Here is a 26062-nt window from a genome sequence, read left to right as displayed (position 1 = left end):
CGGGCGGGCTGCCGTCCGGACCTCGGGGCACGGGCTCAGGCGCTCGGCTGCAGCCTGCCGATCCGGCCGAGGTGGCCGGCCAGGAGGTCCTCGTGGGCGATGGCGAAGTCACCGTTCGCCAGGTTCATGTACCCGGCGTGGGTGCCCATGACCGTGGGCGGGAGGTACTCGTGCAGCGCGGGCGGCATGTTGAAGGGGTAGCGCACGGGCGAGCCCCAGCCGTCCGGTGCCTCGTCGGTGCCGAACAGGAGCCAGTGGTCGACGGGTACGCGCGCGTCGAGGTCCGGGGCCCCACCGGTGTGACTGTCCAGGGACGGGGCCACGAGCAGGTCCGGGTCCAGTGGCTCGTACCAGAGCAGGAGCGGTTTGGCCTTCCTCGCCTCGGTGTTGTCGAAGCAGCACAGCGCGATCGTGTGGTCCGGGTAGTGGTCGGCGTAGAAGCGCAGCAGCTCGGGGTCGAGCGCGGGCCGTTTGCGCGCGGGCACCCGGCCGAGGGCGGCACGGATCAGCGTCGGGTCGTCGGCGAGCACCACCGTGTAGATGTCGTGGTCGAACACCTCGACCGCCCCCCGCGTCCGACTGTCCATCTGTACGGGCCCGACACCCCGGCTGACCGGAAGCAACGCCTCCACCATGCTCTCCAGGATGGTGGAGCACCCGCCCGCCGAGAGGAAGTTCCCCTGGGTCACGGACCGCGCGGGCAGGTGGAGCAGCATGGCGTTGGGGCCGGAGGCGAGGTTGACCGCCGTGTTCTGGTAGCCCAGGACGTGGATCAGCCCGTGCAGCGGGTGGTTCCGCCGTCCGACGAAGAGGGTGGTGCCGGAGAACTCGGCCCGGGCCGAAGAGACGCACATGGGCTCAACCTAGCCGCGCCGTCCGCTCCGTAGAGGACCGATCCCGGAAAAACCTGGTGCCCCGGAAGTCCCCGGCGGTCCACAATCGGTTCCGCGGACGGGTGTAGCTCAGTGCCAGAGCAGCTGACTCTTAATCAGCAGGTCGGGGGTTCAAGTCCCTCCACCCGTTCCGCACCCCAGGCGTCCGGCCCGAGGCGTCAGTCGCCCTGGGACCAGGCGGCGCGGGGCAGCGAGAGGTAGATCCCGAAGTCGTCGAGACCGGTGGCCGAGCCGATGGCCTCGTGGAGGGTGTCGACCCGTTCCTGGCGGTTGGCGTCCCGGCTCGGGAACCACTTCGACCTGATCTCGATCACCACGGGCAGGCCGCCACGGTCCAGCGCGCCGAACGCGCGGAAGCGGACGTCCACGTCCCCGGGCTGGAGGTCACCGTCGTACGGCTCCTCCGGACACTCCACGGCCAGGGACACCAAGTGCGGCAGCACTGCGGCCAGTTCGCGCAGCTGGGACTCCGGGACGGTGGGGGCGTGGGTCACGTCGACGATCGGCATGCCCGAACCCTAACTCCCTGGCCCACGCCACCCTCGCTCCCGGCCCGCTGCCCTCCGGCCTCCGGCCTCCCGGCTTCCTGGCCCCGGTGGAACCGGCCGGTCAGTTCGTGCCAGCGGTACGAGCCGGCCAGGGCCTCCTGCAGGGCCTCGACGAAGGCCACCGCGTCCGGTGGCACGGCCGCCGCCGCCCGGGCCAGGGTGTTCACCCGTGCGGTCAGCAGCGCGTCGACGAGGTCCTCGGCGCCGCGCAGGGGCATCCCGAGGGCCTTGCGGGTGACCTCGACGCCGTTGTTGCCGACGGAGCCTTCCTCGATCTCCCGCTCGTAGGAGACCAGGTCGTTGTGCAGGCTGACGGCGTCCACGAACGCGTCCAGGGCGGAGCGCAGTTCACGGTCGCGCAGCAGTTCCGGCCGGAGCTCGCCGCCCGCGTGCTCCATCAGCAGGGCGGTGAACTGCAGGCCGCCGAAGTCGCGGCGGGCGCCGAGGTACTCGACCAGGTCGTCGACCGCGTGGTCGACGTGCTCCAGTTCCCACAGCACGCCCTCCAGGAAGCGCCGCACGCTCCCGACGAAGCGCTCGCGCCAGAAGGGGCTCGCGGCCGCGGCGGTCTCGGGCCAGAGCTCGGCGAAGGCCCGCTCCACCGGGTTGGCCGGGACGGGCAGGTGCGGCGAACCGTCGAGCGGCAGGAAGCGCATCAGCCGCTCGGCCCGGACCTCGGCCGGCACCCGGTCGTGGTCGCGTCTCGAGAGCGGGAGGAAGAGGTCGTCGACGAACCAGAGCGCGACGTGCCAGGCGGTGACCAGGTCCAGCTCGCGGGGGTCGGCGTCCGGGTGGGTCAGGGCGATGAACAGCGGGAAGTCGGCCCGCCGGAAGGTCTCCTCGCTCCACCGCCGGGGCCACGCCAGGTACTCCTGGTCGAACATGCCCATCCGCCGCGCCCACTCCAGAGCACGTGAACGGGCCTGGTCGACGCTCGGGTTGAGGCGGGAGCGGAACGGCATGTGGAACGTCGGCCGCGCGAGGATGTCCATGATCGGCAGCCTCCCGTACCGCCGCACTCCGTGGTCGACTTCGATCGAAGATCGGCCAGAAGTTGGCCTGAACACATCACAGAAGAGCCCGCGCAGAGCACCTCAGGCTGCCGCAGCGGCTCCGAACGAGGCCCGGGCCCGCTCGATGAACTCCCCCACCCCCGGCTCCCGCCGCCATGGCCCCAGCGCCGCACCGAAGTCCCGGACGTAGTCGACCGCGCGGGCGGAGCGGACCCCGGCGAGGACGTCCAGCGCCTGGTGACCGACCGTCAAGCCTCGCTCCAGCTCCCGGGATTGGAGGTGCGCGGTGGCGACGACCGTCAGGCGCAGGCCGACGGAGCGGGTGAAGGCGCCGGTGGGGATCGCTGCCGTGCGGTCGTTCCAGCCCAGAGCGGCGGTGGGGTTGCGGAGGTCGCGGAAGACCTCGACCGCGTCGGCGGCGAGCCGGGCGGGGCCGTAGAAGTCGATCCAGGCCGGTTCGCCCGCACCGCCGCCCACGCGGGACTGGTCGAGCAGGCGCTCGGAGGCGGCGAGCGCGGCGGAGGCGGCCCGGGCGTCCCCCTCCCGCGCGTGGGCCCGGGCCTCGATCAGCTTGGTGAAGGCCAGCACCCGCGGGGCCGAGCGGCCCTTGGCCCGTTCGAAGGCGCCCTGGGTCATGTCCACCGCCTCGCCCGCGAAGCCGCGCAGCAGGGTCTGCATCGCCATGGTGGTGAGCACGTAGCAGCCCAACTGGACGTCGCCGCCCGCCCGGGCGAGCCGCAGGGCCTGGATGAAGTGCCGCTGTGCGGCGTCGTGTTGGCCGGTGTCGAAGGCCGTCCAGCCGGCCAGCCGGGAGAGTTCGGCGGTGACGGAGAACAGCCGGCGGCCGACCCGGTCGTCGAAGGAACCGTTCAACAGCGGGACGGCGCGCTCCCGCAGGCAGGCGGTCACGGAGCCGGCGCGCCAACTCCCGCCGCCGTACTTGGAGTCCCAGCGCCGCGCCTCCTCGGCGGCCTCGCCCAGCTCGGCGAGGTCGGCGGCACCGACCCGGCCCCGCGCCGTGTTCCGGCCCCGGTGGGCGGCGTCCTCGTCGGCGGGGTTGACCAGCCAGCGCGTCACGGGGGTGGCGAAGGAGGAGACCGCGAAGCCGGTGCCGGTGAGGAAGTCGCGCCGGTTGACCGAGCTCCAGAAGGCGGTGGCCACCCGGACGGCCTCGGCGGGGTCGCGGGGGAAGTCCAGTCCCGCCGCCGCGTCCGGCTCCGGCCCGGCCTCCGCCATCCCGATCTCGGCCAACGCGACCGGCCTGCCGAGCCGTTCACCGATCGCCCGGGCCAGCAGTGCGGGAACGGGCCACTCCGGCACCATGCCCCGGCGGCACCAGTTGGCGACCGAGGTGTGGGTGTACCGGGTGGTCAGCCCGGCCCCGGCCGCCAACTGGTTGACCCGGTGGGCGAGCGCCTTGCGGCTGGCCCCGTCGCAGGCCTCGATCATCCGGGCCAGCGCCTCGTTCGGCGGCTTGGCCCTGCGCGCGGTCGTTCCCACGGTCGGTGCCTCCTTGCTCCGCCCCCGCCACACCCGGCACGGGGGTTGGTATGTCCGGCGGCTGATGCCGGATCACCGAGGTTAGGACCTCTGCGGGCCCGGTGAGGTTCCCGCGCACCGTGCGAGCCCCCGTGTGAGCCCCCTGCCGATCCGGTGGGTCCGGCCCGGAACGAGTGGCACCGTCCGCCACCACCAGGCGCACGCGGCGGGCCGCGAGCCGTGAGCCTCCCTGCGAGCCCTCCCCCGACTCGCACCCTCCGGGTTGGCTGAGGAACGTCCGAACCCCGACGGAAGGACCCACCCCATGAGGCTCACCGTGATCGGCTGCGGCCACCTCGGCGCCACCCACGCCGCCGCGATGGCCGAACTCGGCCACCAGGTCCTCGGCCTGGACCTCGACCCCGACAAGGTCACGGCCCTGAACTCCGGCCGCGCCCCGTTCCACGAGCCCGGCCTCGACGAGCTGCTGACCCGTCACACCGCCTCCGGGCGGCTGCGGTTCACCACCGACCAGGCCGAGGCCGCGGCCTTCGCCGAACTGCACTTCCTCGGCATCGGCACCCCGCTCGGCCCGGACGGCGCCTACGACCTCGCCGCGCTGCGCGCCGCCGTCCGCAGCCTGGCCGCCCGGCTGACCGGCCCGGCGGTGGTCGTCGGCAAGTCCACCGTCCCGGTCGGCACCGCCGCCGAGCTGCTCGCCCTGCTCCAGGACGCCCCGCACCACGTCGAGTTGTGCTGGAACCCGGAGTTCCTCCGCGAGTCCCGGGCCGTCCAGGACACCCTGCGGCCGGACCGGCTGGTGCTCGGCTTCGCGGACCGCAGCGGAGGCACCGGGCAAGGCCGCCGCGCCGAGGCGTTGGTGCGCGAGGCGTACGAGGCGGTCATCGCGGCCGGGACCCCGGTGGTGGTCACCGACCTGGCCACGGCCGAGCTCGCCAAGTCGGCGGCGAACGCCTTCCTGGCCACCAAGATCTCCTTCGTCAACGCGATGGCCGAGGTCTGCGAGGCCGCGGGCGCGGACGTGGAGGTGCTGACCGAGGCACTCGGGTACGACGTGCGGATCGGGCGGCGGGGCATGCGGGCCGGGCTGGGCTTCGGGGGCGGCTGCCTGCCCAAGGACCTGCTCGGCTTCGGCCACCGGGCCGCCGAACTGGGCGCCGACTCGGCGGTGACGCTCCTGCGGGAGGTCGGGGCGGTCAACACCCGCCGCCGCGAACGGACGGTGGAGCTGGCTCGCGAGCTGCTGGACGGCACCCTCGCCGGCCGCCGGATCACCGTCTGGGGCGCCGCCTTCAAACCCGGCACCGACGACATCCGCGACTCCCCCGCCCTCGCCGTCGCCGACGCCCTCCACCGTGCGGGCGCCACCGTCACCGTCTCCGACCCCCGCGCCCTCGACAACGCCCGCAAGGCCCTCCCCCACCTCGGCTACCTCGACGACCCCACCGAGGCCCTCACCGGCGCCGACCTCCTCCTCCACCTCACCGAGTGGCCCGACTACACCCACCTCGACCCGGCCGCCCTCGCCCCGCTCCCGGCCACCCCCCGCGTCCTCGACGCCCGCCACACCCTCGACCCCGCCACCTGGCGCACCGCCGGCTGGACGTACCGCGCCCTCGGCCGCCCGTAGGGCCGGCCCCCGCCCGCGGGTGGCCCGCAGACGGCGGCACGTGGCGTCCCGTCAGCAGTGGCAGGAGACGTCCAGCACCACGGACTCCGGGTCGAGGGCGTCCAGGTAGGCGTTGGCGTCCCGCAGGTAGCCGTCCTCGCGCATGTCGGTCCACCTCCCGTCGAGCCGCAGCAGCGCGTAGCCGGGCACCGCGTTGGCGCGGGCCAGGGCGAGGTTCCCGGCCCGGTCCTCGGTGAACCGGAACGGCCAGTCGGCCGGCTCCTCGCCACCGGCCACCCACGCGTCGTGCCGCTCCCCGGCGAGGCGCTCGTGCGCGGCGCGCAGCGCCTCGAAGTCCAGCAGTCCGCGCGGGCCGCCGTCGCAGCGGTTCGGCAGGCCGGCAAGGAGGTCGCGGTGCCGGGGCACCTCGCCGTACTCGTACCGGGCCAGCAGCGGATCGTCGGCGGCGTCCGGCCGGTGCAGCAGCCGCGGGCCCCCGATGCGCAGGCTCAGGGCGTCCCATTCGCCGCGCGGGTTGCGGGTGGAGAGGTGGTACCCGCGCCCGGCCTCGTCGACGTAGAGATGACCGTCGTCCCCGGGGACCGTCCCCGCCCAGGCATTCATCACCTCGGCGACCTCGCTCCAGCGGAGGTCCGCCCGGTCCGGCAGGACGCCCCGCTCCTTGTTCACCCGTACCCAGTACACGTCGTTGGGATCCGCCGCCTCGTGGTCCCGGTACTCGGGCACCTCGAGCTCGCTGTAGTAGGGCGCCAGGGCCGCGACGACCGCCTCGTCGTAGCGCTCGGGTGGCATCGTCGGCAGGACGACCAGCATGTCGTACTTCGACACCAGACATTCCTCTTCGTTCATCGAGCAGCTGAGCAGCTGCGGAACCGCATCCTGTCGCAGGGCGGCGCCCCGCCGCATCCGGGTTCCGAGTGGTGCCGTTCCTGCCGTCACGTACCGCCCCGACACCCTGACACATCGGTGGCCCCGGAGTTGACAGGGTGTCGGGTCACAGGGGGTGGTGGCAGGGGGTAGCCTCCCGGGACTACGTCGAGGCAAGGCAGGTCGCAGCGGTGAGCACCGTGAGTTCCGCAACCAACGGTCCCGTGGTCAACGGGGGTGTGTCGTTCTGGTACTCGGCCCTCGGGCTGCCGGAGCAGCGGCCGCCGCTCGACGGCGACCGGACGGCGGACGTGTGCGTCGTGGGCGGCGGGTACACCGGGCTCTGGACGGCGTACTACCTGAAGAAGGCCGAGCCGACCCTGCGGATCGTGGTGCTGGAGCAGCGGTTCTGCGGCTACGGCGCCTCCGGGCGCAACGGCGGCTGGCTGTACAACGGCTTCGCCGGCCGCGGCGCCTTCGCCCGCCGCTACGGCAAGCCGCGCGCCCAGGCGATGCAGCGGGCGATGGACCAGGCGGTCGACGAGGTGGTGGCGGTGGCCGCCGCCGAGGGCATCGAGGCGGACATCGTCCGCGGCGGCGTGCTCGAAGTCGCCCGTACTCCGGCCCAGTTGGAGCGACTGGCGGCCTTCGCGGCCGAGGAGCACGGCTACGGCGAGACCGACCTCCAGGTGCTGACGGCCGGTGAGGCGGCCGCCCGGATCGGGGTGGCCGGGGTCCTCGGCGGGACCTGGACGCCGCACGGCGCCCGCATCCAGCCGGCCAAGCTGGCCCGGGGGCTGGCCGCCGTCGTGACCGGCCTCGGGGTGGAGGTGTACGAGGGCACGCCGGTGACCGCGATCCACCCGGCGCGCGGGACGGCCTCCGCGAGCGCCGAGACCCCGTACGGCACCGTCCGGGCGACCCACGTGCTGCGCGCGACCGAGGGGTTCACCGCCGGCCTGCGCGGCGAGCGCCGCACCTGGCTGCCGATGAACTCCGCGATGATCGCCACCGAGCCGCTGCCGCCGGAGTTCTGGGCGGAGACCGGCTGGGAGGGGCGCGAGGTGCTGGGCGACTTCGCGCACGCCTACATGTACGCGCAGCGGACCGCCGACGACCGGATCGCGCTGGGCGGGCGCGGCGTGCCGTACCGGTTCGGTTCGCGGACCGACAGCGACGGGAGCACCCAGCAGGAGACGGTGCGTCAGCTCCGCGAGGTGCTGGACCGCTTCTTCCCGGCCGCCGCCGGGGCCCGGATCGACCACGCCTGGGCGGGAGTGCTGGGCGTGCCACGGGACTGGTGCTCCACCGTCGAGCTCGACCGCCGCAGCGGCCTCGGCTGGGCGGGCGGCTACGTCGGCTCCGGCGTGACCACCACCAACCTGGCCGGTCGCACCCTGCGCGACCTCGTGCTCGGCGAGCACACCGAGCTGACCTCGCTCCCCTGGGTCGGCCACTCCGTCCGCCGCTGGGAGCCGGAGCCGCTCCGCTGGCTCGGCGTGCACGGCATGTACGCCGCCTACCACGCCGCCGACCGCCAGGAGGCGGACGGCCGCACCACCACCTCACCCATCGCCCGCGCCGCCGACCGGATCGCCGGGCGCTGACCTGGCTGCCGGGCGCCGATCCGATCACCGGGCACAGCCCCGATCGCCGTGCGCTGACCCTCCGTCAAGTGCTTGTCCGGGGGCCCGCTTCGGGTCGTCCACGACCCACCGCCTAGGCTGCCGGAAGGAAGCACAGGAGACGCCCCGAGGAGAGCACCCGATGGATCCGCGCCCGGCCACCCCCGCCGACATCCCCGAGCTGGTACGCCTGCGCGCCGTCGCGCTGGAGGGCCTCGGCGTGGACCCGGGCCCCGCGGACGCGCCGTGGCGGGCCTCGGCGCGCGACTGGTTCGCCGAGCGGCTGACCGGGCGGGAGGACCTGCGCTGCCTGGTGGTGGGCGGGGACCCCGGGGAACGGCTGGCCGCGACGGGCCTGGCCTGGGTGACCTACCACCTGCCCTCCCCGCCCCGCCCGGACGGGCGCCGGGGCTACGTCGACGGAATGGTCACCGACGTCACCGCCCGGGGCCACGGCCACGCCCGCCGGATCGTCGACGCGCTGACCGCCTGGCTCGGCTCGCTCGGGGTGCACTACGTGCAGCTGCACGCCAGCGAGGCCGGCGCACCGGTCTACCGGGCGGCCGGGTTCGTGGACGGCGCCTACCCGGGCATGGACCTCACCCTCACCCTCTGACGCGCGGGTCGCACCCGTCACCGCTTCACCGGCCTCCGGCCCGGGTACGTGACCGGGAGGGGGCGGGGCATGACAATGGCCCCCTGTACGAGCGAGAGCCGGGGCGTGAGCGAGTGCCTGGAGGTCGGATGACCGAGTCGATCGCCGAGGCCCTGACGGGCCGTCGGGTGGAGCGGGTGCGCGGCGGCGGCCAGGTCAGACTCGACCTCGACGACGGGCTGACGGTGCTGGTGGACAGCGACTTCCGGCTGCGCACCCCCGGCGGGGTGGAGCACTTCTACCCGCACCTGGGCGCCGACGTGGCGGGCGGCCTCGCCGAGTTGGCCGGGGCCCGGGTCACCGACACCACCGTCACCCCGGCCGGGGGTCTGGAGCTGGCTTTCGACTGCGGGCGCAGGCTCTCGGTGCCCGCCGACACCGTGCACCGCCCGTGGCAGGTGTCCGGCCCAGCCGGCCCGTTGTTCACCGCCGAGCCGGGCGGGTACCTTACGGGCTGAGGACGCTGACGGAGCGTCATCGCACGGGGTCAAACGGGGGAAGCACCAGCATGTTCGGGATCATCAGACCGTGCCGCCACAGCCTGTCCGAATCGCTGCGCACGGAGTGGCTGGCGCACCTCTGCGGCCTCTGCCTGGCCCTGCGCGACGACCACGGGCAGCTGGCCAGGACCGCCACCAACTACGACGGCCTGGTGATCTCCGTGCTGGTCGAGGCCCAGTCCACGGCCGGCCCGGACCGCCGCAAGGCCGGGCCCTGCCCGCTGCGCGGGATGCGCGGCGCCTCGGTGGCCAGGGGCGAGGGGGCGCGGCTGGCGGCGGCGGTCTCGCTGGCACTGGCGGCGGTGAAGGTCGAGGACCACGTGCTGGACGGTGACGGTGCGTTCGCCCGCCGGCCGGTGGCGGGGGCCGCCGGGATGGTGGCCCGGCGCTGGGGTCGGCAGAGCGGGCGGACGGGCGGGGCGGTCGGGTTCGACACCGCCGTGCTGGTCCGGGCCGCCGAGCGGCAGGGCGCGTTGGAGCGCTCGGCCGGTCTCGGCAGCCCGGTGCTGGCCGTCACCGAACCGACCGAGACCGCGACCGCCGAGGCGGTGGCGCACACCGCCGTGCTGGCCGGGCGTCCGGGGAACGCGGCCGCGCTGCACGAGGTGGGCCGGCTGTTCGGCCGGCTGGCGCACCTGCTGGACGCGGCCGAGGACCAGGCGGAGGACGCCCGTACGGGGGCCTGGAACCCGCTGACCGCGACCGGCACCGACCGCGCGGAGGCCGAGCGTCTCTGCCGCGACGCCGTGCACGGGATCCGGCTGGCCCTCGCGGAGGTCGAGTTCACCTCCCCCGCACTGGCGCACCGGCTGCTGGTGCACGAGACCGGCCGCGCGGTCGACCGGGTCTTCACGCCCACCGCGCACTCCCACCCCCACCAGGCCCCGCCGCAGGCGCCCGGCCAACCGCCGCACGCGCCCGAGCCGCCCCGCCCGAACCGCTCCCTCCCCGCCGCCTGTGCGATGTGGGCCTTCATGGCCTGCACCTGCCAGCTGCTCTGCTGCGAGCACGAGGACCCGTTCAGCGGGCAGCGCAAGGAGGGCGCCTGCGCCAACGCCGACTGCGGCAACTGCGACTGCAGCGGCTGCGGTGACTGCTGCAGCTGCTGTTCGGACGGGTGCTGCTGCGACGGGTGCGACGGCTGCGGCTGCGACTGCTGAGGGCCTACAGGATCGGGGCCCGCACCCGGGAGCGCTCAGGCGGGGTGCGGGCCCGGCTGCGGGACCATCCGGTCCAGGCCCTTGCGGTCGTAGTACCGGGTCATCGCGAAACCGAAGGCCAGGGCCACCACGAAGCCGATCGCGATCATGATCCAGCCCCGGGTCAGTCCGGCGTCGGCCCGGGCGTCGAAGTAGAGGATCGACCGGACCCCGGCGGCCAGTTGGCGCATCGGCTCGAAGACCGCCAGGAAGCGGTAGAAGCCGGGGACGGCCTCCAGCGGCACCGTGGCGCCCGAGGAGGGCAGGGCCAGCGCGATGAAGACGAACATCGCGACCAGCTGCCCGATGCTGCCGAAGGCCGCGTTGATCGCCTGCACGCCGAGCCCGACCGACAGGCAGGCGCAGTAGGAGAAGAGCCAGAGCAGCACCCCGTGCGGGGCGTCCATGCCGAGGATCGCGATGGTGGCGAGCATGACCAGACTGGTCGTCAGCACCGAGAGCCCGGCGGTCATCGCCATCTTCAGCACCAGGGTCTGGGTGCGGCTGATCGGCACCGTCGGGCGGCGGGTGTGCCAGGGACCGATCTCGGTGTCGGCGTAGCCGAGCGCGGTGTCGACGCCGCTGTGCACGATGTTGGCGCAGAGGAAGCCGGCCAGCACCAGCAGCAGGGTGTAGTAGAACGCGCTCAGGCCGAGCCCGGTGTGGGCGCCGATCGGGTGGCCGACCTGGGTCCTCACCTCCACCGGGTCGGCGAGCAGCAGCTGCGTGGTGGCGCTCGCCCCGGCCAGGGCGGGCGAGGCGGTGAGCTGCTTGCCGACCGTCAGCGACACCTGGTGGGCGGACCGCTGGGTGATCTGGGCGGCCAGCGAGGAGCCGAGGCTGCCCATCCCCGGGTTGGTCAGCACGGTGAGGGCGGGCCGGGCGGTGGCCTGAGCGGTCGTCAGCCCGGCCACCGTGGCGGTGAAGTCGGTGGGGACGACCAGGGCGCCGTAGACCTTGCCCGAGTCCAGCTGGTCCTGGGCCTGGGCCCGGTCGAGCAGCCGCCAGTCGACCTGTCCGGCCGGGGTGCCGCCGGTGACGGCCGCGGTCACCTGGGTGCCGAGGTTGGCCTGCTGTCCGGGCAGCGGGGCCCCGGTGTCGGAGTTCACCAGCGCGATCGGCAGCCGGTCCAGGCTCTCCGAGGGGGTGAGGATGCCGCCCATGTAGAGCAGCGAGAGCAGCAGGGTGACCAGCGCGCTCAGCACCCCGGGGGCGATCCAGAGCTTCCAGCGGCGCAGCACCCGCCCGGCGGTGGCCTGCGGTCCGGGGGCCTTCGGGGGGATCGCGCTGGACATTCCACTCCACGTGCTCGGAGGTCGACGGTCGCCGCTTCCCTCGACCATAGGCGGCCGCCACCGCCCTCCCCCGGCACGACACAGCCGCGCCCGGCGGCCGGTGCACGGGGCACCGACCGCCGGGCGCGGTGGGACTGAGGGGGTGTCGGGTCAGAACTGCGCGCTGACGGTGACGCCGCTGAAGTCCGTGACGGCGTGGAGGCTGACGTAGCGGTAGCCAGCCGTCGGGTTGTTCACGGTGATGGACTGGGTGGTGCCGGTCTGGGTCGACGAGGCCGTGAAGGCGCTCGGCGAAGCCCAGTTGTCGGCGTTGTAGTACAGCGCCGCGGTGCCGGTGCCGCCGGAGGTGGTGACCTTCAGCGTGGTGGTGCCGGCCGGCAGGTAGAGGTACATGTAGTCGGTGTTGCCCTTGGTGCGGGCGCGGTCGGACCGGGAGCAGTTCTTGCCGAGCTCGTCCAGCCGGGCCTGGGTGCAGGCCGGCAGGGTGACCGGGCCGCCGTCGACCAGGGTGGTGACGGTGGTCGGCGTGGTGGCCGAGCGGCCGGTGTCGTCGGTGGTGGTCAGGGCGACGGTGTAGGAGCCGGCCTTGGCGTAGGTGTGGCTCGGGTTGCGCTCCTCGGAGGCCGGGGTGCCGTCGCCGAAGAACCAGCTCCACTTCACGATCCGGCCGGAGCCGGTCTGCAGCGAGCGGTCGGTCAGCGAGACGGTGGCGCCGTTCACGGTCTGGTCGAACACCGAGGTCGGGCCGGGGGCGTAGCAGGCGCCGGCCGCGCAGGCGTCCAGCCAGGTGGTGAAGTCGGCGTCGTAGGAGGTGCCGAGACCGTTGTAGAAGGCGTAGGCGCCCTGGTAGTCACCGACCCGGAAGCGGTCCATGATCGTCTTCACGTCGGCGGGGTGCTTCTCGAGCATGTAACGGACCGCCAGGTAGCCCCAGGGGTAGACCCGGGTGGAGTCGGCGTTGCCGTACGTGGTCTGGAAGAGCTCGCTCAGCTTGTAGGTGTGCTTGGCCGCCTGCGCCATCGCGTCGACGTCGGTCGCGCCGCGGTAGGTGTAGGAGGTGTACTCGGCCAGGCCCTCGACCCACCAGATGGTCGGGACCGACATCTGGGTGGAGAAGTTGCCCTTCATGTCGTAGATCGCGTCGAGGTAGTGGGTGTACTCGTGGTTGAGGTTCCACACCCGCGCGGTGTCGTTGACGTTCCAGGCCTTCTGGTACATCACGGTCCGGGCCTGGTTGGCCGGGTCGGTGGCGTCCATCACGGTCTGGCCGCCGTTGTCGGTGCCGTTGTTGAAGATCGGCCACGAGTAGGTGGTGTAGTCGGCCTTGTTGGCGAAGATGCCGAACACCACGGTCTTGGCGTACTGGTTCGGGATCGCGCCGCTGTCCTTGACCACGTTGTGGAAGAAGGCGTCCTGGCCGCGCAGGCTGGCGCAGACCGCGTCCAGCTCGGCGCGGGACAGCGCCTGGGCCTTGAGGATGCGGTTGTCGCAGGTGAGCTGGTTGGGCAGGACCTTGGCGGTCATCACGGCCGGCAGGTCGCAGGTGCCGTAGGTGCCGCAGTCACCGGGCCAGCTGACGCTGATCTGGTAGGCGGTCTTCACCCACAGGGCGCCGTACGGGCCGGGGATCGGGGAGGCGTCGAGCACCCGCTTGACCTGCGGGCGGGCGACCGCCGCGATGGTGGCGTTGGCACCGGAGAGCTTGGCCAGGTTGTTGCCCGAGTTGGCGGCCAGCGCGCCGTTCGCACCGGCGAACAGGTCGCGGTGGTTGACCGCGAAGTCGGCCATCGTGACCAGCAGGCTGGTGTCGGCCGTGAGCGCGTTGACGAACTGCGGGTTGGAGGCGCCGCGCCAGGTGGGGGTGCGGAAGATGGTGTTGACCGCGCTCGACATCTTGACGCTGGCGTCGTACGCCTTGTCGTAGGCGTTCAGGTAGCGCTTGTAGACGTCGAGGAAGCTGCCCTGCAGGTTGATGCTGTCGGTGAGGACCAGCGCTTCCTTGAGGATGTCGGCGTTGGCGTCGGTGACGTCCATCGAGCGCGGGTTGGCGAAGTAGGCGTCCGCGCCGAGCTTGACCGAGTTGGTCAGGGTGGAGTCGTAACTGCCCACCGTGTTCGCGAAGTTGTACTGCGCGTAGTAGCCGGCCCGGAGGAACAGCACCAGCTGCTGGACGCCGTTGGCGTTGGTGCCGTTGTAGGCGGTGGCCTTCTCCTTGTACGCGGCGGCGACCGGCAGCATCTGGGACTGCTTGAAGACGCCGGGCGCGGTGGTGGCGTTGACGCCCTCGAAGAGCGTCGAGACGCAGTCGGTGGTCGAGTTGAGGACGAAGTCGACCAGGGCGGCGCCGGTGCGCGAGCTGAAGTCGGCGGGGGTGCAGCTGGCCGCGGCACCGGCGGCGGCCGCCAGCCCGGCGGCCTTGCCGGCCGGCTTGCCCGCGGGCTCGGCGGCCTTGGTCACGGCACCGGTGCTCTTCAGCTCGCTGGGCTGGCTGAGCACCTCGGGGGAGAGCGGGGCGGTCGACTCCTCGAAGCGCTCGGTGGCCTCGACGGTGTCGGTGAGGGCGCCCGCGGGCTTGGGGGTCGCGGGGGCGGTGACGGCCGACGGCTTGCCGCCGACCGAGGCGGGCGCGGCGGTCGCGACGGCGGGCATCAGGGTGCCCGCCGTGATACAGCCGGCCACCAGGCCTGCTGCGAGGGTGGGCAGGGGTATGCGCAGACGCACGGCCAAGTCCTCTTCTTGTGGGGGTAACTCACGGGACGTCAGGCGGGCTGATGGGGGAATTGGCATGCATCCTGCCACCACCGGGGCCATAGAACAATGTCACAGTTCATATGACATACCCCGGACCTCCCCGGGATGGCCCCTCCACGGACACCCCCGTACGCTTCGGGTCACAGCCGTCCTGACCAGGCAGTCCTTACCGAACCCAGGGAGCAGTACCGTGACCGCAGCCTCCGTAGCCGTCGTGACCAGCGGAATCGGCCTGGAGCTGGACGCCGACCTGCCCGAGGTGGTGAAGGCCCTGCGGGCGGCCGGCGCGAGCGCGGAAATTCTCATCTGGGACGACCCCTCGGTGGACTGGGGGCGGTACGACCTCGCGGTGATCCGTTCGACCTGGGACTACTCGGAGCGGCTGGCGGACTTCCTCTCCTGGACCGAGCGGGCCGGCCGGGCCACCCGACTGCTCAACCCCGCGGCCACGGTCCGCTGGAACAGCGACAAGCACTACCTCGCCGAGCTCGCCGCCCGGGGCGTGCCGACCGCACCCACCCGCTTCGCCGAGCCGGGCGGGGAGTTCGGCCCCGAGGACCTCCCCACCGGGCGGGGCGTGGTGGTCAAGCCCGCCGTCTCGGCGGGCGCCGTGGACACCGCGCGCTACGAGGCCGGGCGGGCCGGGGACGCCCTGCGGCACGTGCGGATGCTCACCGGGCAGGGGCGCGCGGCCGTGGTCCAGCCCTACCTGCGCCTGATCGAGGAGGGCGAGCGCGCCCTGGTCTTCTTCGCCGGCGCCTTCAGCCACGCGATCCGCAAGGGCCCGGTGCTCACCGAGCCGAACGTCATCGACAACGACCGCACCGCCCACCCCGGCGTGAGCGCGTACGAGCCCACCCCCGAGGAGCTCGCCACCGCCCGCGCCGCACTGGCGGTGGTCCCCGCCCCCGGCGCCCCGCTGCTCGCCCGGGTCGACCTCGCGCTGGACGACGACCGCCGCCCGGTGGTGATGGAGCTGGAGCTGATCGAACCCAACCTCTTCCTCGCCCACCACCCCGACGCCCTCGGCCGCTTCGCCGCCGCCGTCACCTCCCTCGCACACCACGGCGCCCCGTGACCGGGGCGGTCACGGGGCGCTGAGGGTGCGTCAGCCGGGCGTCGGCGGCGTCGGACGGGGTCAGACGGCGGCCGGCGCCGCCGCCTCGATGGTGCGGATGGTGCGGGTGGCCGGGGAGACCGTCAGGCGGACCACCGTGCCGGGGACGACGGTGGCGCGGCGGGCCGGCAGCGCCCAGGCCGTGGTGCGCTCGGCGTCGCCGGTGTCCAGGGCCAGGAACAGCGGGGCGTCCTCGTCCTTGCGCGGCTCCACCCGGAGCACCTCGCCGGTGAGCACCAGCGGAGCGCCCCGCTCCCGGACGGCGAGCACCAGGTACCAGACCGTCAGGAGCGAGAAGGCGGCGATCGCCACGCTCTCGCCGAGCAGCGGGCCCGGCGTCTCGAAGGCGTGCTCCATCCAGCCGTTGCCGCTGGCGAAGTTGCCCGGCATGGTCGCCAGGAAGGCGGCGAACAGCGTCCAGCGGCCGAACTTCTCGGCCACCGCGATCGCGGCCAGGGCGATCGCCACCCAGCCCAGGGTGAGCAGCAGGCCGGCCCGGCGCAGCGAGTGCTCCGCCTCCGGCCCGGTGACCGCCCACTCGGGGCGGCGCAGCGCCGCGAACAGCACCAGGCAGACCACCACCAGGGCGGTGGCGCCCGCGAGTTGGAGCAGCTTGCCGGTGCCGGCGCCGAAGCCGGGGTGCAGCCTCGGGTAGCGGATCCGGACCGGTCGCCAGGTGCCGCCGTAGGAGGACCAGACCCGGCGCTTGTCGCCGGAGTCGAAACCCAGCAGCCGGGCCGCGTCGCTGGTGACGCCGAGCGCGGCGCCGTAACCGAGGTAGCGGTCCCAGACCGTGACGGCGGCGGGCGGCAGGGCGCCGAACTCCTCGTGGGCGCGCAGCCAGCCCTGGACGCCGGCCCAGTGGCCGGCCCGCTCCAGGCCGCGCGGGGTGGCGCGTTCGTGGCCCAGCACCCGGGTGAGCACCCAGCTGAACGGGACCAGCGGGAGCAGGGCGGCGGCGACCACGCCGCGGATGCCGTGGTGACCGGCCAGTCCGGCCCCCGCGAGCGCCGCTCCGGGGAGGCAGGCCAGCACGCCGAGCAGGCCGATCAGCACCGGGCCGAACCGGGGGCGGGAGATCCCGCGCTGCCAGGCCTCGGTGACGATCTCCTTGCGCAGCGCGGCGTTCCACGCCTTGGAACGCTCCTCGGCCCGGAAGGCGATGGCCCCGATCGGGGCGCCGTCGGCACCGGCCCGCTCGGCGGTGCGCAGCAGCACCCGGCGCTCGTACGGGGTGAGGTCCTCGGCCGCCTTGCCGGTCAGGTGGACGGTGGTCCGGGCCGGCTCGTTGCCGGGCTGGCGCAGTTCGAGGTGGCCGCGGGCGGCCAGGTCGAGCAGGGTGGCGGCGGCCGCGTTGTCCACGGAGCACCAGCCGTTGGCCAGCAGGGCGACCAGGGCGGGCCGCTCGGGGTCCTCGCCGAACTCCTGGGTGGCGGGGCCGGGCCGCACGGTGCCGTTCCGGGTCGCGGCCAGCGCGGCGGCGAGCACCGCGAACCAGAGCACGGCCAGCCCGAGCGCGCCCCAGTAGAGCTGGGTCTCCAGGCTCACGCGAACCTCACCTCGGTGGGCGCGTCGGCGACCGGACCGGCCTCGAAGTACTCGCGGTGGCCGTGGGCGCCGCCGATGCCGGCGACCAGGTTGGCCGGGAAGCTCTCCAGGGCGTTGTGGTAGCTCTGCACGGCGCTGTTGTAGAACTGCCGGGCGTAGGCGATCTTGTCCTCGGACACGGTCAACTCCGCCTGGAGGTTGGAGAACTGGCGGTCCGCCTTGAGCTGCGGGTAGCTCTCGCCGAGGGCCAGCAGCTTGCCCAGCGAGGCGGTCAGCACGTCCTCCGCCGCGGCCTGGCCGGCCACGGTGAGGCCGCCGCCGGTGGCCGCGCCGCGGGCCGCGATGACCGCCTCGAAGGTGGCGCGCTCGTGCGCGGCGTACCCGCGGGCACCTTCGACCAGGTTCGGTATCAGCTCGTGACGGCGCTTCAGCTGGACGTCGATCTGCGCCCAGGACGCCTTGGTCTGGTTGCGCAGCCGCACCAACCGGTTGTAGGTCCGGACCACCCACCACACGGGGAGCACCACCAGGACCAGGACCGCGACGAGCACACCGATGAGGACACCCACGGTGTCGACCTCCAGAGGGGAAGAGACCTCGCACTCCGTGGAGGTCGGGCAAAGATCCCATGGATATCACGCCGGGGACACCGGCCCGAAGGGGGTTTCCTCCGGGCCGGTGCGCGGTGCTACTTGAGGCCGCTGTCGAGCGCGTTGATCAGGGTGCCCGACGGGGTGTCACCCGTCATCTCCCAGATCATCGCGCCGAGCAGGTTCTTGTTCTTGATGTAGGCCGCCTTCTTGCCGATCGACCAGGCGTCGTCGAAGGTCCACCACTGCCCGCCGGCCCCGGTGTAGCCGAAGGTGGAGACGGACTGCTCGTCGTGGACGACCGTCATCCCCGGGAAGGTGGTGATCAGATTGTTGTAACCGCGGGTGCCGGCCTCCTCGGCGAACTGCCCCGGCGCCGCGCCGGTGGCGGCCTGCCACTCGCCCTTCACCCCGCCGTCGGTGACGCCCTGCCAGCCCCGGCCGTAGAACGGGAAGCCGATGGTGAGCTTGCGCGGGTTCACCCCGGCGTCCAGGTAGGCCTTGACCGCCGCGTCGGTGGAGAACTTCACGGCGTACGGGTCCTGGGCGTCGGCGTAGAGGTTGGCCTGGTGGCCGGCCCGGTTGGGCTCCCAGGAGTTGTCGCTGCCCGCGCCGTGAACGGCGTAGCGTGCCTCGTTCTCCGGCAGCAGCTCAACGAACTGCTCGTGCTGAACTTGAATGAGTGAGCCTTTTCAGGCTGGGCACCGATCGGGTGACGGCTGCGCTGTCGGGGTGAGTGCAGAACGAACAAGGTTCCCGGACGGTTGAGCAAGATTGTCCCCGACCAAGACGATCAAGCTTCCGACACCCGACCCCACCTCACCAGGCCATCACGCTCCCACGCCACCCACAACACCCCACCCCAACAGCCAACCCCGCAACCAAAAGGACGAGCCGTCACACCTCACGGGCGTGCGACGGCCGCACAAGGAGCCGCTGGAGACCGTCAAGGTCGGGTCCGGCGGTGAAGAGTCCGTCGAGCTGGTCGAGTTCCCCCTCGGGGTCTGGCTCAACAACACCAAAGCCCGGCGCGAGGGTCTGTACGGTGACCGGTGTATCTCCTGATCAAGGAAGAGCACCTGATGAGCGACGTGATCGTCTCGGTTGAGGCGGTTGAAGAGGTCCGGCCGGCCGGGCTAGCGACTGACCTGCTGGACGAGCAGTTGATCGGGCAGTTGGTCGACCGGGCCCGCGCGAGCGGGCTCCAGTTGACCGGCGAGGGCGGGCTGCTGCAGCAGCTGACCAAGCGCGTGCTGGAGTCCGCTCTGGAGGGAGAGATCACCGACCACCTCGGCTACGAGAAGCACGACAAGGCCGGGGCTGGTAGCGGCAACTCCCGCAATGGTGCCCGCTCGAAGACCGTGCTGACGGACGTCGGCCCGGTCGAGATCGACGTGCCGCGCGACCGCGAGGGCTCCTTCGAGCCGCAGCTCGTCAAGAAGCGCCAGCGGCGGCTGTCCGGCGTCGACGAGATGGTGCTGTCCCTCTCGGCCCGGGGCCTGACGCATGGCGACATCTCGGCCCACCTGGCCGAGGTCTACGGCGCGAGCGTGTCCAAGTCGACCATCTCCACCATCACCGACAAGGTCATGGACGGGATGGCCGAATGGCAGAACCGCCCTCTGGACCCGGTCTACCCGGTCGTCTTCATCGACTGCATCCACGTGAAGGTCCGCGACGGACAGGTCGCCAACCGGCCGGTCTACGTCGCCCTCGCGGTGACCGTGGACGGCACCCGGGACATCCTCGGGCTGTGGGCCGGCGACGGCGGAGAGGGTGTCAAGTACTGGCTCCAGGTCCTGACCGAGATCAAGAACCGCGGCGTCGAGGACGTGTGCATGGTCGTCTGCGACGGCCTGAAGGGCCTACCGGACGCCATAGGCACGGTCTGGCCACAGGCGATCACACAGACCTGCGTGGTCCACCTCATGCGGGCATCGTTTCGATACGCGGCCCGCCAGGACTGGGACAAGATCTCCCGCGCGCTCAAGCCGATCTACACCGCGCCGACCGCCGACGCCGCCGAGGAACGCTTCCTGGAGTTCCAGGAGGAGTGGGGCGCCAAGTATCCGGCAATCGTTCGGCTTTGGTCGAACGCCTGGGCCGAGTTCGTGCCGTTCCTCCAGTTCGACGCGGAGATCCGCCGGGTCGTCTGCACGACCAACGCGATCGAGAGTGTGAACGCCCGCATACGCAAGGCCGTCCGCGCCCGCGGGCACTTCCCGAACGAGCAAGCGGCCTTGAAGTGCGTCTACATGGCCGTCATGAGCCTCGACCCCACCGGCCAGGGACGCAAACGCTGGACCATGCGATGGAAGCCCGCCCTCCAGGCGTTCGACATCGCCTTCGACGGCCGTCTCTCCATCGGCCGCCGGTAACTCACACAACACGAGATACACCAGTCACTGGACACACCCCCGCGCGAAGTTGACTCCGGATCAGCTCGCGCAGCTCGCCGAGCACGGCGTCGGGTGGGCAGTGGCGGGGGCGTGAGTCATGACCGCGCGTTGATCTGCATGGTGCTCCTTCCTCATCAGCTCTGCGGGGCGTACGAGAGCCACAGTCCCGCCGCGATGCCCAGCAGCATGAAGACCCCGAACCGGTCGCTCCGCCGCAGGCCAGGTCGTCATCCACCCTGGAGGGTTGGGAACTTCACCCCCGCGTGCAGCAGGACCACGTCCGGCTCGGGTCGTCATCCACCCTGGAGGGTTGGGAACGCCACAGGGCCGGGCCGTAGGCCGCCTCGTCGCCCGTCGTCATCAGCCCTGGAGGGATGGGAAGTCGGGGAGTTGATCTGTTGTCACATGAATCAGCATCGTCGTCATCAGCCCTGGAGGGTTGGGAACGCCGAGGTACGGGCGAGCACCGTGATGGACGGCGTCGTCGTCAACCCTGGAGGGTCACGAACCCGGTAATCTCCCAAAGGTTCCGGCGGTCGGCGTACCGGTCGTCATCCGCCCTGAAGGGTTGGGAACACTGACGATCTGCCCGTCCCGTATGACGCGCTGCTAGTCGTCATCAGCCCTGAAGAGTTGGGAACTCGTGCACCCATATAGTGAGTTGGGGGGGAGGCCGTCGTCATCAACCCCGAAGGGCTGGGAACCCGAGCTTGGCACCGCCCCACCACCAGGACCCGCGTCGTCATCAACCCCGGACCGGAGGGTTAGGAACGCCGGGCCCGGCACCTGCTCCCCCGTCGGTTACCGGGTCGTCATCAGCCCAGGAGGGTTGGGAACGCGTGCCAGTAACGGGCGGCCTGGCCGACCTGCTGGGTCGTCATCAGCCCAGGAGGGTGGGGAACTTCAGCCGGTCCTTGGCGTCCTACTCCATCGCCTGTCGTCATCAGCTCAGGAGGGTTGGGAACATCTGTGCCGCCATGGCGGAGGCCCCACCGATCGGCGTCGTCATCAGCCCGGGAGGGTTGGGAACTCGATGCCCGGGAGGTGGTCGGGCAGGACCCCGAGTCGTCATCAGCCCGGGAGGGTTGGGAACATCCAGGCAGGGAGCTCCTCCCAGGGGATGAGCCCGAGTCGTCATCAGCCCGGGAGGGTTGGGAACGCCTGGGCGATGGCGGCGGCCTCGGGGTTGAGGGCGGTCGTCATCAGCCCAGGAGGGTTGAGAACCCGGACCGCGTCCACCTGCTGTGCCTGCGCGACGTCGTCATCAGCCCAGAAGGGTTGGAAACGCGCGGGCTGCCCGCCCGCGCCCCACCACCAGGAGGTCGTCATCAGCCCAGCAAGATTGGGACACTAGGCTGCCTGGCAGCGGGCCGTCGGTCAGGCAGTCGACATCAGCCCAGGAAGGTTGGGAACAGCGGCTGGTCCTGGTAGCCGCGCTGGTTGGTGGCCGTCATCATCAGCCCAGGAGGGCTGGAAACGCGCAGTCCTCGCCGGCTTCCACCGGATGGACCCAGGTCGTCATCAGTACAGGAGAGTTGGGAGCTCCCACTGTCCATCCGCACCAAGACCGCCGAAGCCGGGCCATCATCCACCCAGGAGGGTTATGAACGACCACAGCCGGGCGGTGTATATGACGATGCTGTAGTCATCATCAGCCCTGGGAGGTTGGGAACAGGTCACGCACGGACTGGCCAAGATGTTGCAGGGTCGTCGTCATCAACACTGGCGGGGCGGGTTAGGAACAGGAGTGTGCCCCGAGACAGCCGACGATGCCGCCGGTCGTCATCAGCCCAGGAGGGATGGAAACATGCGTTCCTCCGACAGGCGGCGCTGGCCGTGCTCGCCATCATCCACCCTGGGGTTGGGAACGCATCCTGGTGGGCGGAGTAGAAGATCGTGGCGTCCGCCGTCATCAGCCCGGGAGGGCTGGGAACACCTTCAGCGCGCCGGACGGGGTGCGCTCCGTGAGCATCGTCATCAGCCGTGGGGGGTTGGGAACCTCATGGGCTTGCCAGCCTCGCCCCCGGATGCCATATCGTCATCAGCCCTGCAGGGTTGGGAACGGGTGAGGTCGAGCTCGAGGCATGGTCAAACCTCCCGGTCGTCATCAGCCGGGCGGGTTGGGAACGCGTCCGTCTCGATCCAGGCAGTGAACCGACCCGCCATTGTCATCAGCAGGCGGGTTAGGAATGTGTACGGCACGCATGAACCGAGCGTGCGCAGCGGGTCTTCATCAGCCTCCTCAGGGCGGGGAACCGGCCAGGACCACCCCGGCCGAGTCCCGCGATCCGGAGTCGTCATCAACTCCAACTCAGTAGGGTTAGGAACCCAGCCCACAGGGCGAGGGCCAGAACGAGCTCGCGGGTCGTCATCAGCCCGGGAGAACCCGGCCCGGCCCGGCCTGGCCCGGCCAGTACCTCGCCCTCCGCTCCCGTCGTCATCAGCCCTGGAGGGTTGGGAACAGGCCTCCCACTCCTGCATGGCCCACCGGGGCGCGCGTCGTCATCAGCCCTGGAGGGTTGGGAACAGGCCTCCCACTCCTGCATGGCCCACCGGGGCGCGCGTCGTCATCAGCCCAGGAGGGTTCGGAACCGGCCGTCCAGACTGCGACCCTCCGCCTCCCCGGCGGTCGTCATCAGCCCTGGAGGGTTGGGAACGCCCGCACCCCGGGCACCAGCAGCCAGTCCCGCGACGTCGTCATCAGCCCAGGAGAGTTGGGAACCCGGGCTCCAGGGCGAAGTGCCCGCCGTGCTCCAGCGTCGTCATCAGCCCTGGAGGGTTCGGAACGCGGTCCCGGTGGAGCGGCCGGCTTCCAGGTAGAGGTCGTCATCAGCCCAGGAGGGTTGGGAACGCGGACACCTGGCCGACGACGGCCGCCTGTACATCAGTCGTCATCAGCCCTGGAGGGTTAGGAACCCGTGGTCGTTCTCTGGTACGTGCTGATGACCGCACGTCGTAACCCGTAGACCAGGTTCCGCAGGGTGGATTCCTGCATCGTCGTCATCAGCCCAGAAGGGTTGGGAACAACAACTCCCGGGCGATCTGGCGGCGCCGGACGGGTCGTCATCAGCCTTGGAGGGTTGGAAACTAGAGGTACTGGGCCAGCTCCTCCTCCGACGGGTACGTCGTCATCAGCCCTGGAGGGTTGGGAACATGGTCTCGGCCGCGTAGGTCACGCTGACCGCGCCCGTAGTCATCAGCCGTGGAGGGTTGGGAACCGGACATCGAGGGCTGGTCGCTGGAGAACTCCCTGAGTCGTCATCAGCCCAGGAGGGTTGGGAACCCGGGGCGTAGAAGGGGCAGTAGGCGCAGTCCGGGGGTCGTCATCAGCCCTGGAGGGTTGGGAACCTGACCTCGTCGCGTTCCACGCGGGCCTCTCCCTCGTCGTCATCAGCCTTGGTGGGTTGGGAACTCAATCTCTAGCACGACGGGGGTGTCTACAGACGTCGTCCACTCTGAGGGCAAGGAGCCCACAGCGGCGTGGCAGCCGGTGGGGCGGTCGCGGAGCATAGCCGTATCGCGCGGGCTGCAGAGTGCAGCAACTGTCCAGTAGTGCGTTCTCGCTGGCCAGGGACCTTTGGATGGGTGGCCGGGAGCACGGGATGCTCTTGCTGCCGCCAGTTAGCTCTCCTGGAACCGTCTTGCGGCGGCTCGCAGGTGCCGCCCTTGGCGGCAATATCACGCGGCAGCGAGTGTTGGTGCGAACTATGAGGAACTGCGGCACTGGACACACTAGGACGTCTAGCTTTCGCTGCGCGCGGGTGGTTCCTGCAGGTTCCGGGTGCTGGCTATCGCAAGGTCTGGAGGGTGCGTTGAGGGTGAGGGTTGATGTGGCACCGGATTCGCCGAGCATTCGGTGGGAGGACGTCCACGGTGCAGCGCGGGGTGTGGTGTATCGGCTGCTCGAAGCCCAGGACGACGGTGCTCTGGCCCGTGAGCTGCACGACAATGGCTGGAACGGGATGCCGTTGAAGCCGGTGGGCGTGGCGGGGCCACTGTTCGTCGGAGCGCCGCCGCGCCGGGGGGTGTACACGACGTCGCAACAGGGTTCGGTGTGGTTCGGGTCTCCGGTTCCGGAGATCGCCTCTGCACTGATGAGGTCGCTGGCGTCGTGTGAGGAACTGGTGTGGGGCGCAACGAGGCTGTCGGTTCGTGGGATCGCTCTGGAGGGTTCGGCACCGGCGCCGGCTGGTGGTGGTCCGTTCGAGTTGGAGACGCTGACGCCGGTGGTGTTGAAGCACGAGAGCCGGAACCTGCTCCCTGGGGACGAGCATTTCGTGGATCGGCTGTCCCATAACCTCGCGCACAAGGCGGATGTGCTGGGGTTGCCGGCTCCGCGTGGGGTGCGGGTGTTGGAGGCGGGGCCGCGCCGGAGGTTCACGGTGCGTGGTGCGCCGCGGATCGGGGCGCGGGTTCGGGTGGAGCTGGACGCTGATGTGAGGTTCGTTGAGGCGCTCAGGTCTTGGGGGTTGGGGCTGGACACCATTCAGGGGTTCGGGTGGATCAGGTGAGCGTCCTCACCGCGTCGGGCCATCCCTTGCAGCGGGCGGGGGCGTGGGCGGTCGCGGTCATGGCCGGCCGCGCGGACCCGGAGGAGGTAAGTGCGGGGGATCTGGAGGCTGTGGCCGCTGTGCTGGTGGCGGATGTGGTCGCTGCTGGGACGGCGTCGAAGGACAGTGGCCGGTACGACTGGTGGAAGGTGCTGTTCGCGCTCTACCCCAACTCGAAGGCCACCCACAGCAAACGCCCGTCGGAGGCGGCAGTGCTCCGACCGGCGATCGAGGAGTTGTTCGCTCCTGACAGCGCGGGTACGGCGGCGTCGTGGCCGTGTACGTTCTGCGGCGCCGGGGCCGGGGTGGTGTGGTCGAAGTCGAATCTGCCGCTGTTCGACACGAGCAAGGCGCTGAACAACCTGCCGCCGAAGCTGGCGGGCTGGCCGGTGTGCCGGGGGTGCCGGGTCGCGGTGTGGGCGCTGCCGTACGGGGCGTGGGTGACGGCAGGGTCCGCGACAGTCCTGTCCTGCGAATCGCCCACTGCGGAGCGGGAGTTCGCCAGGCGCAACGTCCGCCGGGCCCGGATGGTGATGCAGGCCGGCTTCACCGGGCTGATGGCCGCGGCGAAGCCCGAGCGGGTGGTGCTGGCCGCGCTGCGCAACGCGGGGAGCGGTCTGTGCGCGAGCACGCTGTGGAGTTTCAAGAACGACAACCAGGAGCCGTGGCTGCGGGTGACCCGGGCCCGGCGGGCCGTGCCGGTGTTCTTGGCGATGGTGGACGGCAACGCGGGGCTGCGCCGTGGGTGGCGGCTGCTGTGCGGCTCGCTGAACCAGTACGACGCGGCGGGAACACTCGTCGCCGGCGGTCAGGGCGTGGCGGCGCGGCTGTTGTTCGAGGCGGAGGACGGCCGGAGCCGGCCGCTGCTGGGGCAGGTGCACCGTCTCCTGTCGGACACCGACGAGGCGTGGCCGCTGGCGGATCGCCGGGCTCTGGGCTCGCTCGCTTTCACCTATGCGAAGGAGGTCTTCGGAATGGACACGGACGTGGAGCCTGTGGCACAGGTCCTCGCCGAGTGGATTGCCCAGGGCACCAGCCCGCGCGGCCGGCTGGCGGAGTACCGCAACGCTGCGCTCAACGACTACCAGCTCGGGACGCTGCTGGTACAGGCGCACTTCCGTCTCCAGCTGGACGGATCGGCGGTGGCACTGGCCGGGCCGGAGGCGTGGAAGCCGCTGATCAGGCGTCAGTCGCGTTCGTGGGAGCTGCGGATGCTGCTGTTCGCGCGGGTGTGCGAGCTGCTGCAGGAGCGCGGCGTCGCCGTCAGCGCCGGCCGCTCCGGCAGGGGCCCGGACGAGGGAACCGAGGACGAGGACCGTCCGCCCTTCGCCGCGGGCGGCGATGAGGACGGCTACGACGAGTACGAGTTGGAAGGGGTCTGA

Annotated in this window: 20 protein-coding genes, 1 tRNA gene and 1 pseudogene; 11 read left to right on the top strand and 11 right to left on the bottom strand. The window is 71.7% G+C overall.

Features of this window, described 5'->3' with window-relative positions:
* Nucleotides 1–35: 35 nt before the first annotated feature.
* Nucleotides 36–854, bottom strand: coding sequence for a hypothetical protein (locus ABD946_RS06855; RefSeq protein WP_345281098.1), 819 nt, complete (start codon nucleotides 852–854; stop codon nucleotides 36–38).
* A gap of 97 nt (nucleotides 855–951) precedes the next feature.
* On the opposite strand from ABD946_RS06855, the gene ABD946_RS06850 reads away from it, so the two are divergent.
* Nucleotides 952–1023 (top strand) — tRNA-Lys (locus ABD946_RS06850).
* Between the two features lie 28 nt (nucleotides 1024–1051).
* Here the strand turns inward: ABD946_RS06850 and ABD946_RS06845 are convergent.
* The 3 genes from ABD946_RS06845 to ABD946_RS06835 all read right to left on the bottom strand — a co-directional run bounded on the left by ABD946_RS06845 (nucleotide 1052) and on the right by ABD946_RS06835 (nucleotide 3954).
* The gene (locus ABD946_RS06845; RefSeq protein WP_345281096.1) at nucleotides 1052–1402 is read right to left on the bottom strand and encodes a hypothetical protein; all 351 of its coding nucleotides are present in this window, start codon (nucleotides 1400–1402) and stop codon (nucleotides 1052–1054) included.
* Nucleotides 1384–2433 carry a terpene synthase family protein gene (locus ABD946_RS06840; RefSeq protein WP_345281094.1) on the bottom strand — a complete coding sequence of 350 codons (1050 nt, stop codon included), beginning with the start codon at nucleotides 2431–2433 and terminating at the stop codon, nucleotides 1384–1386. Before ABD946_RS06840 ends, ABD946_RS06845 begins: the two co-directional genes overlap by 19 nt.
* Before the next feature lie 102 nt (nucleotides 2434–2535).
* The gene (locus tag ABD946_RS06835; RefSeq protein WP_345281093.1) at nucleotides 2536–3954 is read right to left on the bottom strand and encodes an NsdA family TPR-like regulatory protein; all 1419 of its coding nucleotides are present in this window, start codon (nucleotides 3952–3954) and stop codon (nucleotides 2536–2538) included.
* Between the two features lie 304 nt (nucleotides 3955–4258).
* Between ABD946_RS06835 and ABD946_RS06830 the strand changes: the two genes are divergently transcribed.
* Nucleotides 4259–5584 carry a UDP-glucose dehydrogenase family protein gene (locus ABD946_RS06830; protein ID WP_345281092.1) on the top strand — a complete coding sequence of 442 codons (1326 nt, stop codon included), beginning with the start codon at nucleotides 4259–4261 and terminating at the stop codon, nucleotides 5582–5584.
* 51 nt (nucleotides 5585–5635) lie between these two features.
* On the opposite strand, the gene ABD946_RS06825 is transcribed toward ABD946_RS06830, so the two are convergent.
* Complete coding sequence (locus ABD946_RS06825; RefSeq protein WP_345281091.1) at nucleotides 5636–6412, bottom strand: hypothetical protein; 777 nt, start codon at nucleotides 6410–6412, stop codon at nucleotides 5636–5638.
* Between the two features lie 239 nt (nucleotides 6413–6651).
* Here ABD946_RS06825 and ABD946_RS06820 point away from each other — a divergent pair, with 239 nt between their 5' ends.
* The 4 genes from ABD946_RS06820 (at nucleotide 6652) to ABD946_RS06805 (ending at nucleotide 10391) form a co-directional block, all read left to right on the top strand.
* A complete protein-coding gene (locus ABD946_RS06820; RefSeq protein ID WP_345281089.1) occupies nucleotides 6652–8058 on the top strand; it encodes an NAD(P)/FAD-dependent oxidoreductase in 1407 nt (468 codons plus the stop codon).
* A gap of 160 nt (nucleotides 8059–8218) precedes the next feature.
* Nucleotides 8219–8692, top strand: a complete 474-nt coding sequence (locus tag ABD946_RS06815; protein WP_345281087.1) for a GNAT family N-acetyltransferase — start codon at nucleotides 8219–8221, stop codon at nucleotides 8690–8692.
* 128 nt (nucleotides 8693–8820) lie between these two features.
* Nucleotides 8821–9189 (top strand): DUF6188 family protein, encoded by a 369-nt coding sequence (locus ABD946_RS06810; RefSeq protein WP_345281085.1) that lies wholly within the window; start codon nucleotides 8821–8823, stop codon nucleotides 9187–9189.
* 50 nt (nucleotides 9190–9239) lie between these two features.
* Nucleotides 9240–10391 carry a DUF5685 family protein gene (locus ABD946_RS06805; RefSeq protein ID WP_345281083.1) on the top strand — a complete coding sequence of 384 codons (1152 nt, stop codon included), beginning with the start codon at nucleotides 9240–9242 and terminating at the stop codon, nucleotides 10389–10391.
* A gap of 35 nt (nucleotides 10392–10426) precedes the next feature.
* Here the strand turns inward: ABD946_RS06805 and ABD946_RS06800 are convergent, their stop codons facing one another.
* Together ABD946_RS06800 and ABD946_RS06795 are read right to left on the bottom strand one after the other, a co-directional pair.
* A complete protein-coding gene (locus tag ABD946_RS06800; protein WP_345281082.1) occupies nucleotides 10427–11725 on the bottom strand; it encodes a YhgE/Pip domain-containing protein in 1299 nt (432 codons plus the stop codon).
* A 150-nt stretch (nucleotides 11726–11875) separates the two neighbouring features.
* Complete coding sequence (locus tag ABD946_RS06795; RefSeq protein WP_345281080.1) at nucleotides 11876–14446, bottom strand: collagenase; 2571 nt, start codon at nucleotides 14444–14446, stop codon at nucleotides 11876–11878.
* Nucleotides 14447–14666: 220 nt separating this feature from the next.
* On the opposite strand from ABD946_RS06795, the gene ABD946_RS06790 reads away from it, so the two are divergent.
* Entirely contained in the window at nucleotides 14667–15554 is an 888-nt protein-coding gene (locus ABD946_RS06790) for an ATP-grasp domain-containing protein (RefSeq protein ID WP_345281078.1), read from the top strand.
* A gap of 60 nt (nucleotides 15555–15614) precedes the next feature.
* Here ABD946_RS06790 and ABD946_RS06785 read toward each other — a convergent pair whose 3' ends face one another.
* The 3 genes and pseudogenes from ABD946_RS06785 to ABD946_RS06775 form a co-directional block, all read right to left on the bottom strand.
* Nucleotides 15615–17141 (bottom strand): DUF2207 family protein, encoded by a 1527-nt coding sequence (locus ABD946_RS06785; RefSeq protein ID WP_345281076.1) that lies wholly within the window; start codon nucleotides 17139–17141, stop codon nucleotides 15615–15617.
* A complete protein-coding gene (locus ABD946_RS06780; protein WP_345281074.1) occupies nucleotides 17138–17710 on the bottom strand; it encodes a LemA family protein in 573 nt (190 codons plus the stop codon). The genes ABD946_RS06785 and ABD946_RS06780 overlap by 4 nt, the downstream gene beginning before the upstream one ends.
* Nucleotides 17711–17829: 119 nt before the next feature.
* A pseudogene (locus ABD946_RS06775) lies at nucleotides 17830–18357 on the bottom strand (glycoside hydrolase family 18 protein); the annotation flags it as partial.
* A 286-nt stretch (nucleotides 18358–18643) separates the two neighbouring features.
* Here ABD946_RS06775 and ABD946_RS06770 point away from each other — a divergent pair.
* Nucleotides 18644–18796 carry a hypothetical protein gene (locus ABD946_RS06770; protein ID WP_345281072.1) on the top strand — a complete coding sequence of 51 codons (153 nt, stop codon included), beginning with the start codon at nucleotides 18644–18646 and terminating at the stop codon, nucleotides 18794–18796.
* A 26-nt stretch (nucleotides 18797–18822) separates the two neighbouring features.
* Nucleotides 18823–20109: an IS256 family transposase gene (locus ABD946_RS06765; RefSeq protein WP_380148677.1), complete on the top strand. Its 1287-nt coding sequence runs from the start codon at nucleotides 18823–18825 to the stop codon at nucleotides 20107–20109.
* A 1158-nt stretch (nucleotides 20110–21267) separates the two neighbouring features.
* Here ABD946_RS06765 and ABD946_RS06760 read toward each other — a convergent pair.
* Nucleotides 21268–21459 (bottom strand): hypothetical protein, encoded by a 192-nt coding sequence (locus ABD946_RS06760; RefSeq protein WP_345281068.1) that lies wholly within the window; start codon nucleotides 21457–21459, stop codon nucleotides 21268–21270.
* Nucleotides 21460–24020: 2561 nt separating this feature from the next.
* Between ABD946_RS06760 and cas6 the strand changes: the two genes are divergently transcribed.
* Together cas6 and ABD946_RS06750 are read left to right on the top strand one after the other, a co-directional pair.
* Nucleotides 24021–24641, top strand: coding sequence for a CRISPR-associated endoribonuclease Cas6 (cas6, locus tag ABD946_RS06755; RefSeq protein WP_345281067.1), 621 nt, complete (start codon nucleotides 24021–24023; stop codon nucleotides 24639–24641).
* Nucleotides 24638–26062 (top strand): hypothetical protein, encoded by a 1425-nt coding sequence (locus ABD946_RS06750; protein WP_345281065.1) that lies wholly within the window; start codon nucleotides 24638–24640, stop codon nucleotides 26060–26062. Before cas6 ends, ABD946_RS06750 begins: the two co-directional genes overlap by 4 nt.

Source organism: Kitasatospora albolonga, from assembly GCF_039535905.1.
Lineage (GTDB): Bacteria > Actinomycetota > Actinomycetes > Streptomycetales > Streptomycetaceae > Kitasatospora > Kitasatospora albolonga.
The sequence above is the reverse complement of the archived record's forward strand: the minus strand, read 5'-3'. Positions and strand labels throughout refer to the sequence as shown.